This is a genomic window from Chryseobacterium formosum, assembly GCF_026460885.1.
Classification (GTDB): Bacteria; Bacteroidota; Bacteroidia; order Flavobacteriales; family Weeksellaceae; genus Chryseobacterium; species Chryseobacterium formosus.
In genome coordinates this window covers 1-1126 of the sequence record NZ_JAOVZW010000056.1, presented here as the reverse complement: position 1 = coordinate 1126, position 1126 = coordinate 1, and the positions used below count along the sequence as shown (strand labels likewise).

At 32.4% G+C, this 1126-nt stretch carries 2 protein-coding genes; both read right to left on the bottom strand.

Annotation, left to right across the window (positions count from 1 at the left end; all coding sequences use genetic code 11):
• Window positions 1-12: 12 nt before the first annotated feature.
• Entirely contained in the window at window positions 13-468 is a 456-nt protein-coding gene (locus OF897_RS21530) for a DUF6705 family protein (RefSeq protein ID WP_267267719.1), read from the bottom strand.
• Window positions 469-480: 12 nt separating this feature from the next.
• Window positions 481-813, bottom strand: a complete 333-nt coding sequence (locus OF897_RS21525) for a hypothetical protein (RefSeq protein WP_267267718.1) — start codon at window positions 811-813, stop codon at window positions 481-483.
• Between the last annotated feature and the right edge of the window lie 313 nt (window positions 814-1126).

Below are 1126 nucleotides of genomic sequence, written 5' to 3'. Positions count from 1 at the left end.
CTGGCTTCATACTCAAAATGTAAGGTCATTTTGGGTATTGGTAAAATTCTTTATGTATAATGATGCTTGTTTCATACACATATTTTCAGGTGAAAACATAAATCTTTTTTCTCCTGAAAAACTATCAAATATACCTCTAAATTCGGTGTCTTGATAATTGAAATTTGTTATACGATCAACTTCTACAATACCATTAGAGTTGACAATTTTTCTCTCTCCTAATATCATATCCACAAAAAGAGGATAATTATCATCTTCGTAATGATATTTTACTTTTTTGAATTCAATATAAAGTGTTTTACCATTCCAATTCCCTTTCCATAATCCTACATATTTATCAAGCTCATTATTCAAATCTTTTACATAAGCATTGGGAGGTAAATCACTCATTTTTGCATTTAATGGATAAATTTGTGATTTGCAAGAGGTTGCTACAATCAGCAGCAAAACTAATAGTATAGATTTCATAATTGTTTTTTTTTATTTTGGACATTCTTTGGTTTTGTGATTGCCATTTTCTAAATAGATTTCTGTATTTCCGGTACTTTCTACCTTGAAAAGCTTCATTCCCGGCATCGGCATGTACTTTTGGGTAAATTTAAGAAATTGTGTTTCAATTTTTTCCATATAATCAGGATTACTATCATTTCCTGCTTCACGCATAAATTGGAGATAATCACTATTTAATTTTTTCCATTGAGCTTGTGTATAATTAGGATAAGGATCAATGCTTGTTCCGTCAAAAGACATCAGATAAGTGCCACGATAGGTGACTACAGAGATTGTGAGTTCTTTCAAATTGATTCTTGGCATATTATTAGGGTTGCTGTTGTGAGCAATAGCCCCTGAAATCCACAGATTCAATGCCACCAAATCATCGGGCGAAAAAATAGGGTATTGGTTATTATAATGAGAATGAACGATTGCAAAAGTATAATTGGTAGGGCTAAAATTTAAAACATTAGTACCATGATGATTCTCTATGATCTGATCCTGTGTCCCATTCTGCCCGCTGTTAGGTACCGGGTAGCTTAGTTTGTATCCTACTTCATGGTCGAGATGCCCTTTTCCTTTTAATGTAAAGAGGCTGTCTTTATTAAAAAAACAACCTCTTCATATTTACTGT

What these genes read in the sequence shown, in the direction of transcription:
- OF897_RS21530 (WP_267267719.1), bottom strand. Translation starts at nt 468, where the DNA reads ATGAAATCTATACTATTAGTTTTGCTGCTGATTGTAGCAACCTCTTGC.
- OF897_RS21525 (WP_267267718.1), bottom strand. Translation starts at nt 813, where the DNA reads ATGCCAAGAATCAATTTGAAAGAACTCACAATCTCTGTAGTCACCTAT.